Raw genomic sequence first — 7,743 nt, forward strand, 5'->3', positions numbered from 1 at the left:
CAGGCTGGTCCCGTCGAAGCGCCGCAGGCAGGTCCTGCCGAGAGCCCGCAGGGGCTCCTGCGCGTGCCGGCAGAGGCGATCGAGGCCCTGACGCGCGCCACGCACGACCTCGCCAGCGCGCTCGGCGGCGAGACCCAGGTGGCGGAGGGCCTCGGCCGCCTCGCGCGCCGCGCCGCCGACCTCGCCCGCCTCGCAGAGGGCCTGCGGGGTGGCGCGGCGGCGCGCCGCTGGTCGGGTTCGGCCAAGGCATCGACAGCAATATCGACGGAGCGGACGGAGACCCGGTCCGATGCGGAGTGGCGCAGCCTCGAGGCCGGCCTCCTCGCCCTGTCGCGGGACGCCGCCGAGGTGTCGCGGCTGCGCAGCGCCGTCGCCGCATCCGTGGAGGGCGCGATGGCGCGGGTCTCCGGGGAGGCCGAGCGCCTCGCCCTCGTCCCCGCCGAGACGGCCTTCGGCGGCTTCCCCCGGGCCCTGCGCGATCTGGCCCGCGAGTCCGGGCGCGAGATCGCGGTCACGGCGCGCGGCCTCGAACTGCCGGTCGACCGGGGTATGCTCCAGGTTCTCAAGGACCCGGTGCTGCACGCCCTGCGCAACGCCCTCAGCCACGGGGCCGACGCGCCCGAGGCACGCCAGGCCCAGGGCAAGCCGAGCCCGCTGGCCATCGGCCTTGATGTGAGCGTGCAGGGCGCGCGCCTCCTGATCCGGATCCACGACGACGGGCGCGGGCCGGACCTCGCCGCCATCGCCGAGACCGCCCTGCGCCGGGGGCTGCTCGATCCCGGTGCCCAGCCGGACGACGCGGCGCTCCTCGCCCTGGTCTTCGAGCCCGGCTTCTCCACGGCCGCGGCCGTCGACACCCTGTCGGGCCGGGGTATGGGCCTCTCGGTCGTGGCGGATGCCGCACGCCGCCTCGGCGGCAGCGTCCGGCTCGCGGCCCGGGCGCCCTTCGGCACCGAGCTGACCATGAGCCTGCCGCTCTCGGCGGCCCGTCGGGCGATGCTGCTGGTGGAGGCGGGGGGCGTCACCTACGCCCTGCCGAGCGCCGCCGCCGAGCGCCTGCTGCGCCTGGCTCCCGCCGACTTGACCCCGGCCATGGGCCGCCTCGTCACCCGCCTGGAGATCGCGGGCGTGGGCGCGACCCTGCCGGTCCTCGACCTGCGCAGCCTGCTCGGCCTCGCCGGGGCCGCCGAGCCGGAAGCGGGCGGCACGCGCCCCACCATCCTGCTGCGGGCTGCCGGGCGCCGCTGCGTCCTGACGGTGGACGGGCTCTCGGACGTGCGCACCCTGCGGGTGCTGCCGGCCCCGCCCATCGGCGCCGATCCGCGCCTCGTCTCCGGGACCGTGATCCTGGCGGGCGACCGGCCGGCCCTGGTGCTCGATGCCGACGGTCTGGTGGCCCGCGCCGGAGACGCGGGACGCGGTGCGGCGCCGGAACCCACAGGCCCGCGCGGAACGATCGTCCAGGCGCCACGTTCGACGATCCTCGTTGTCGACGATTCGATCACCACGCGGACCTTGGAGAAGGGCATCTTGGAAGCGGCCGGGTACCGCGTCGTCGTCTGCGTCGACGGCCAGGATGCGCTCGACCGCCTGCGGGCGGGCATCGAGCCCGTGGATCTCGTGGTCGCCGACGTGGAGATGCCGCGCCTCGACGGCTTCGGCCTGGTGCAGGCCCTCCGGGCCGACGAGGCATTCGCCCGCCTCCCCGTCATCCTGATGACCTCGCGGGGCGACGCCGAGGACGTGGCGCGCGGCCTCGAACTCGGCGCCGACGCCTACCTGACCAAGCAGACCTTCGACCAGCGCCAGCTCCTCGACACCATCGGGCAGTTGCTGTGACCGGGCACGCGCAGGACAAGCCCGCGCCCGCGCGGGTTCGGGTGATGCTGGTCGAGGATTCCCTCGTGGTGCGCCAGCTCCTCATCCACATCGTCGGCCGCGACCCGCGCCTTGAGGTCGTGGCGGCTGTCGCCTCCGGCGAGGAGGCCCTGGCCACCATCGGCCAGACCCGGCCGGACGTCGTCTCCATGGACATCCGGCTCCCCGGCATCGACGGCCTGGAGACGACGCGGCGGATCATGGCCGAGCGACCGACCCCGATCGTGGTCATCGCCGATTCCATCGAGGATTCGTCCCTGCGCATCTCGATGAACGCCCTGCGGGCCGGGGCGCTCTCGGTGGTCGAGAAGCCGGTGGCGACGACGCACGCGGGCTACGACGCGGTCGCCACCGAGATCTGCACGCAGCTGCGCATCATGGCGGCGGTGCCGGTCATCCGGCGCCGGCCGATCGGCTCGGAATGGGCCGGGCGCACCGCCGTGGCCCCCGTCTCGGCCGCCCTCCGGGTGCCCGAGGCCCCCAGCGTGCTCGCGCTCGCCGCCTCCACGGGCGGCCCCCCGGCGCTGGCCCGGGTCATCGGCGGCCTGCCGGTGCGCTATCCCCTGCCCGTCCTCGTGGTCCAGCACATGGGCGCCGCCTTCATGGAGGGCTTCGCCGCCTGGCTGAACGGCGTCGTCGGCCTCGCGGTCTCGGTCGCCCGCGACGGGGAGCGGGCCGAGGCCGGGCACGTCTACGTGGCGCCGGGCGACCGCCACCTCGAACTCGGCCCGGCCGGCCACCTGCGCATCACCGACGCCGCCCCGGTGGGCGGCCAGCGCCCGGCGGCCACCGCCCTGTTCCGCTCGGTGGCCCGGCACGCGGGCGGGCGCGGCGTCGGCGTCCTCCTGACCGGGATGGGGGAGGACGGGGCCACCGGCCTCCTCGACATGCGCCGGGCCGGCGCGCTGACCATCGCGGAGGACGAGAGCACGGCGGTGGTGTTCGGCATGCCGGCGGCAGCGATCCGCCTGTCGGCCGCCGGCACCGTGCTGCCCCTCGACCGGATCGCCGCTCATCTCGCGCGCCTCGCGGAGGGCGGCCCATGAGCGAGACCCCCGAGACGCCGCCCCGCCTGCTCCTCGTCGAGGATTCCGAGACCCAGGCCCTCGAACTGCGCCTGCTCCTCGAATCCAAGGGCTTTTCGGTGGAGCGCTGCGCGACCGCCGAGGCGGCACTCGACCACCTCAACACCCGCCTGCCCGACCTCGTGGTGGCCGACCACCACCTGCCCGGGATGAACGGCGACGAGTTCGCCCGCCAGCTCCGGCTCTCCCTGCGCACCCGCGCCCTGCCCCTGCTCATGCTCACCGGCGCCCGCGACGGGGAGCGCCAGGGCCTCGAGAGCGGGGCCGACGCCTACGTGGCGAAATCCGCCGACCGCGACCTCCTCGTCCTGCGCATCCGCGCGCTGCTGCGCGAGCGCCGGGGCAGTGGCGACGGGCCCGGCAGCTCGGCCTTCCGGCGCGGGCGCGTCCTCGTAGTGGATGCCAGCGCCACCTATCGCACCTTCCTGGCTGGCCTCCTGGCGCATGAGGGCCACGCGGTCGCCACCGCCGACGGCCACGACGCGGCGCTCGCCGCCCTCGACACCGAGGGAGCCGCCTTCGACTGCGTGACCATCGACCTCCTCGGCACCGGCTACGACGGCCTTTCCCTCTGCCGGGCCATCGACGCACGCCGGGTCGCGGGGCTCGCCGGCCGGGAGGCGGGCGCGCCGACCTTCCAGGTGGTCGGAATCGCCGGGACGCAGCCGGCCAAGGACTTCCTGGTGGACGCCTTCGCGGCCGGCGCCGACGACGTCGTCTCGAAATCCGACGGCGAGATCCTCGTCATGCGCGTGCGCAGCCTCGTGCGGCGCAAGCTCCTGGAAGAGGACGATCGGCGCATCGCCGGGGAATTCGGCGCCCGCGAGCGCGCCCTGGAGCGCGCCCGTGCGGAGGCGGAGGCCGCCGAGGCCCGCGCGGCCCTGGCCGGTGCCCTCGAACAGGCCAACGCGGACCTCGCCACCGCCAACCGCAAGCTCACCGACGCGCAGGCCAAGCTCGTCCAGGCGGCCAAGATGGCTTCCCTCGGCGAGTTGGTGGCCGGCATCGCCCACGAGATCAACAATCCGCTGGCCTTCATCCTGGCGCATCAGGGCACCGTGGAGCGCATCCTCGGCGAGGTCGCCGCAGACCCGGCCTCCCCCGACAGCACCCGCCGCCTGCAGAAGTGCGGCGACCGGGTCGGGGCGATGCGGATGGGCCTGACCCGCATCCAGGACCTCGTGCTCAACCTGCGCAAGTTCTCCCGCCTCGACGAGGGGGAGCGCACCCGCGTCCATGTGCCGGAGGCGATCGAGACCGTGCTGGCGCTGATCCAGCACAAGCTCGGCGACCGGATCGCCGTGGAGCGCGACCTCACTGGCCGGGCCGAGATCCACTGCACCCCCGCCCTGCTCAACCAGGTGGTGATGAACATCCTGGGCAACGCCGCCGACGCGATGCCGGCGGGCGGCACGATCCGGATCGAGACCCGCGCCGCCCCCGAGACCGACGTCATCCGCATCAGCGACACGGGGCCTGGCATCCCCGAGGCGCTGCGCGAAAAGATCTTCGAGCCCTTCTTCACGACGAAGCCCGTGGGGTCCGGAACCGGCCTCGGCCTCGCGATTGCCTACAGCGTGGTACAGGCGCATAGCGGCTCGCTCAGCGTCGAAGCCGCGGCCGGGGGCGGAGCCTGCTTCGTGATCGGTATTCCACGGCAGACGGGTTGAGCATGTCACAAGGCACGATCCTGGCCGTCGACGACGAGCCGGACATCCTGATCGCCCTCGAGGACCTATTCGAGGACGAGTACCGCGTGCTCACTACGACGAAGCCGGCCGAGGCCCTGGCGATCCTGGCGGCCACGCCCGAGATCGCCGTCATCCTCTCCGACCAGCGCATGCCCGGGATGACCGGGGACGCCATGCTGGCCGAGGCCCGCAAGATCCACGACGCCCAGGCGATCCTCCTCACCGGCTACGCCGACATGAGCGCCGTGGTGGCGGCCCTCAACCAGGGCGGAATCACCGGCTACGCCACCAAGCCCTGGGACGCCGCCCTCCTGCGCAACACCGTGCGCCAGGCCTACGAGCGCCACGCGCTCGGCCGCGAACTCGCCACCGAGCGCGCCCTGCTGCGCGGCCTCCTCGACAATGCCGAGGACGCGATCTCCTTCAAGGACGCGGAAGGGCGCTTCGTGCGCCTCAACGCCCGCAAGGCGGACGCCCTCGGGCAGAGCGTTACCGCCTGCCTCGGGCGGACCGAGGATTCCCTCGCCGGCGACGGCGCGGTGCAGGCGGCGGACGCGGCCGCGGTGGCCAGCGGCGAGCCGGCCGACACCCTGGTGGCCCAGGGCGCGATCGGCGCCGAGCGCTGGCGCAACGTCACCCGCGTGCCGATCCGCGACGGCGCGGGCGCGATCACTCACCTCGCCACGATCGAGCGGGACGTCACCGAGCAGAAGTCCCTCGAGGCGCGCCTGCGCCAGTCCGACAAGATGCAGGCCCTCGGCACCCTGGCGGGCGGCATCGCGCACGACTTCAACAACTTGCTGACGGCGATCCTCGGCAGCCTCGAACTCGTGGGCCCCAAGATCGCCGACCAGCCCCGCGTCCAGCGCCTCGTCACCAACGCCACGCAGGCGGCCCAGCGTGGCGCCACCCTGACCCGCCGCCTCCTCAGCTTCAGCCGCTCGCGGGACCTCCGGCCCCGGGCGGTGGACGTGAACGGCCTGATCGAGGGCATGCACGACCTGCTGGGGGGAAGCCTCGGCGGCCTCGTCACCGTGGAGACCCGGCTCGCCCCCGAGGCGCCGGCCGCCTGCGTCGACCCGGACCAGCTCGAACTCGCGATCCTCAACCTCTGCATCAACGCCCGCGACGCGATGCCGGAGGGCGGCACGATCCGCGTCGCCACCCGCGTCCTGCATATCGACGACGACCCGGACCTGGTGCCCGGCGACTACATGAGCGTCGAGATCGCCGATTCGGGCATCGGCATCGCCCCCGAGATCCTGGCCCGGGTCTGCGAGCCTTTCTTCACCACCAAATCGGTGGGCCAGGGCACCGGACTCGGCCTCGCCATGGTCTTCGGCCTCGCCCAGCAATCCGCCGGACGCCTGCGCATCGCGAGCGCACCCGGCGCCGGCACGCGCGTCGAGATCGTGCTGCCGCGCGCCGATGCCGCGAGCCCGGCCGAGGCCGCACGCGCGCCGGCTGCCCGCCCCGCCACCCGTTCCGCCCGCATCCTCGTCGTCGACGACGACGCCGAGGTCCGGCACGTGACCGCCTCGTTCCTGTCGAGCTTCGGCTACACCGAGAGCGAAGCCGCCGATGGCGCCTCCGCCCTGTCCCTGCTGGAGCGCGAAGGTTTCGACCTCGTGGTGGCCGACCTCGCCATGCCGGGCATGACCGGGGTGGAACTCGCCGAGATCGTGCGCGCGCGCTGGGCCACGATGCCGGTCCTCATCGTCACCGGACATGCCGAGGCGATCCCGATCCCGGCCGACCTGCCCGTCCTGCGCAAACCCTTCGAATCCGTGGATCTGGCAGCCGAGGTCTCGCGCCTCCTCGACCAAGCGGCCTGACGCCCTCTCCGGTCGATCCATCAGGCTTGGTGCGAGTTCCCTCTCCCCCAACGGAGAGGGCGATTACGCCGATCGAAGCGATCGACGAGGGACGGTAGGACCGGCCATCCAGTCCGAAATAAAAAAAGGCGGCCCGGAGGCCGCCTTCCTGAAATCCCGGAGATCGAACCGCTTACGCGGCCTCGTCCACGACCTGGCCGGAATCCTTGCCGCGCGCATCGACGTCACGGTCGACGAACTCGATCACGGCGAGGGGAGCGTTGTCGCCGTAGCGGAAGCCGGCCTTCATGATGCGGCAGTAGCCGCCCGGACGGGTGTTGTAGCGCGGGCCGATCACCGCGAAGAGCTTGCGGACCATGTCCTCGTCGCGGATCTGCGACATGGCGAGGCGGCGGGCGTGCAGGGTGTCGGTCTTGCCCAGCGTGATCAGCTTCTCGATGACCGGACGCAGATCCTTGGCCTTGGGCAGGGTCGTGACGATCTGCTCGTGCTTGATCAGCGCGGCCGACATGTTGGCGAACATCGCCTTGCGGTGCTCGGTGGTGCGGTTGAAACGACGACCGCGAAATCCATGACGCATGATGGCTGGTCCTTGCTCTAATGGCCGCCGTGCCACGGTACGGCCAAGCGCCCCGGAACGGGGCTGTTCATTCCGCATGACCCCGCGGCGGGATTCTTTTGGGAGTCCGCGCTCCGCGAACTCCCGATGGATCGGCCAAACAAACGGCGCCGAGACGCGCCGAAAAGTTCAGCCCGAGCCGGCTTCGGCTTAGTAGTGCTCTTCGAAGCGCTTGGCGAGGTCTTCGATGTTCTCCGGCGGCCAGCCGGGGATGTCCATGCCGAGGTGCAGGCCCATGGCGGCGAGCACTTCCTTGATCTCGTTGAGCGACTTGCGGCCGAAGTTCGGGGTGCGCAGCATCTCGCCCTCCGACTTCTGGATGAGGTCGCCGATGTAGACGATATTGTCGTTCTTCAGGCAGTTCGCCGAACGCACCGAAAGCTCGAGCTCGTCGACCTTCTTGAGCAGCGCCGGGTTGAAGGGGAGCTGCGGCGCGAGCGGCTGCGCCTCCTCCTTGCGGGGCTCCTCGAAGTTCACGAACACCTGGAGCTGGTCCTGGATGATGCGCGCGGCGTAGGCCAGGGCGTCCTCCGGCGACACGGCGCCATTGGTCTCGATGGTCATCGTCAGCTTGTCCTTGTCGAGATCCTGGCCCTCGCGGGTGGTCTCGATGCGGTAGCTGACCTTGGTGACGG

General features: G+C 72.5%; 6 protein-coding genes. 4 read left to right on the plus strand and 2 right to left on the minus strand.

All coding sequences use genetic code 11. The annotated features are described in order from the left end of the window. The 4 genes from K2X24_RS06235 to K2X24_RS06250 all read left to right on the plus strand — a co-directional run. On the plus strand, positions 1-1,839 hold a 1,839-nt coding region (locus K2X24_RS06235), incomplete at its 5' end, for a response regulator (protein WP_292495776.1). Between the two features lie 44 nt (positions 1,840-1,883). Then, positions 1,884-2,924 carry a chemotaxis-specific protein-glutamate methyltransferase CheB gene (gene cheB, locus K2X24_RS06240; protein ID WP_292495785.1) on the plus strand — a complete coding sequence of 347 codons (1,041 nt, stop codon included), beginning with the start codon at positions 1,884-1,886 and terminating at the stop codon, positions 2,922-2,924. Beyond that, positions 2,921-4,633: a response regulator gene (locus tag K2X24_RS06245; RefSeq protein ID WP_292495778.1), complete on the plus strand. Its 1,713-nt coding sequence runs from the start codon at positions 2,921-2,923 to the stop codon at positions 4,631-4,633. The genes cheB and K2X24_RS06245 overlap by 4 nt, the downstream gene beginning before the upstream one ends. A 2-nt stretch (positions 4,634-4,635) precedes the next feature. Next, positions 4,636-6,489: a response regulator gene (locus tag K2X24_RS06250; protein ID WP_292495780.1), complete on the plus strand. Its 1,854-nt coding sequence runs from the start codon at positions 4,636-4,638 to the stop codon at positions 6,487-6,489. 172 nt (positions 6,490-6,661) lie between these two features. Here the strand turns inward: K2X24_RS06250 and rplQ are convergent, their stop codons facing one another. Beyond that, positions 6,662-7,069 carry a 50S ribosomal protein L17 gene (gene rplQ, locus K2X24_RS06255; RefSeq protein WP_238280523.1) on the minus strand — a complete coding sequence of 136 codons (408 nt, stop codon included), beginning with the start codon at positions 7,067-7,069 and terminating at the stop codon, positions 6,662-6,664. Between the two features lie 189 nt (positions 7,070-7,258). Then, a partial coding sequence (locus K2X24_RS06260; protein ID WP_292495783.1) for a DNA-directed RNA polymerase subunit alpha C-terminal domain-containing protein occupies positions 7,259-7,743 on the minus strand: 485 nt, incomplete at its 5' end.

The sequence above is a fragment of the Methylobacterium sp. genome (assembly GCF_019750675.1).
Taxonomy (GTDB): Bacteria; Pseudomonadota; Alphaproteobacteria; order Rhizobiales; family Beijerinckiaceae; genus Methylobacterium.

Bases quoted from the DNA above. Each gene is read 5' to 3' on its own strand.
- K2X24_RS06245 (WP_292495778.1), top strand. From the start codon at position 2,921: ATGAGCGAGACCCCCGAGACGCCGCCCCGCCTGCTCCTCGTCGAGGAT.
- cheB (WP_292495785.1), top strand. From the start codon at position 1,884: ATGCTGGTCGAGGATTCCCTCGTGGTGCGCCAGCTCCTCATCCACATC.
- rplQ (WP_238280523.1), bottom strand. From the start codon at position 7,069: ATGCGTCATGGATTTCGCGGTCGTCGTTTCAACCGCACCACCGAGCAC.
- K2X24_RS06250 (WP_292495780.1), top strand. From the start codon at position 4,636: ATGTCACAAGGCACGATCCTGGCCGTCGACGACGAGCCGGACATCCTG.